Source organism: Oleiphilus sp. HI0117 (genome assembly GCF_001635235.1).
This window is the reverse complement of record NZ_LWGA01000177.1, coordinates 1-969: the sequence shown is the minus strand read 5'-3', so window position 1 is coordinate 969 and position 969 is coordinate 1. Positions and strand designations below refer to the sequence as shown.

The window sequence follows — 969 nt, the reverse complement described above, 5'->3', positions numbered from 1 at the left end:
CGTTGTAGTGGTATATGATTCCAATGACGTTGCGTCAGCTTGATCAGCCATAATGACGCCAGAATTCATCACACTCTGAGGAACCCAGCCTTTATTTCCATTCTTAAATGTAACTTCGACGCAACCGGGGCAGCCGTTTTGTTCTGACGTTAACTCATTAAACAAATGAACCATCGCCGCTTGAATAGCGCCTTGAGCAAAGTCACCGCCAGTCGCGCGAGAAGCTAAACCTCCAAACGTGGCAACGACTACTGTTCTCTCTATACTTAAAGGATCACCAAAACCACGAGTGGCGTAGCTACCAATTTTAGAGGCCAGCGCAGAAACCGCCCCATGAATAAACTTATCCCCGCGTAGGTCTGCTATGACACCTTGACTGACCATGTGCGTAGCCGTTATCAAGGCCCAGCTACCACCAATATGCCAGTAGCCGTCTGGGTTATTTATCCAACCACCCTCTGCAATGCCATTTGTGACGCCAGCAGAAGCAGCGGCTATTGCTGCATTTTCAAGCGACTTTCGCCCAATTTTGCCTGATTGCAAAAAGGACATAGTTAAGTTAGTAACTGCCGAGCGGGTCATCGCAACACCAACCGTCATTTTAGAGCCACCTAAAACCCCAACATCTGGATTCATCATTGTTGCGGAGAGAATAATACTAGAGGCCATCTGCCATGTAGGGTTATCACCGTAATGTGACGCAGCATATAGTAAGATAGCAGCAATGATATGACCGTAGTGTCCAGTAGGGTCTCGACTAACGACGGGATTACCTCTTACATAGGAGTAGCGGTTATAATCTAGTGGTGTTTCAATATCAGGGATCATTGAGTCTGCTGATGTAAAACGACCAATCACTGGATCATAGAGGCGCGCATTCATGTTTATTAGGCCAATTTCGTCAATCGACTCATGAGATGTAAAACCTCGCACGCCTGAAAGCTCAGTCATTGTTTCAGCAGCAATGTA

1 protein-coding gene is annotated in these 969 nt (G+C 46.6%); it reads right to left on the bottom strand.

Annotated features, from left to right (window positions below; genetic code table 11):
• A partial coding sequence (locus A3757_RS02325) for an RHS repeat-associated core domain-containing protein (protein ID WP_197469664.1) occupies positions 1–969 on the bottom strand: 969 nt, incomplete at both ends.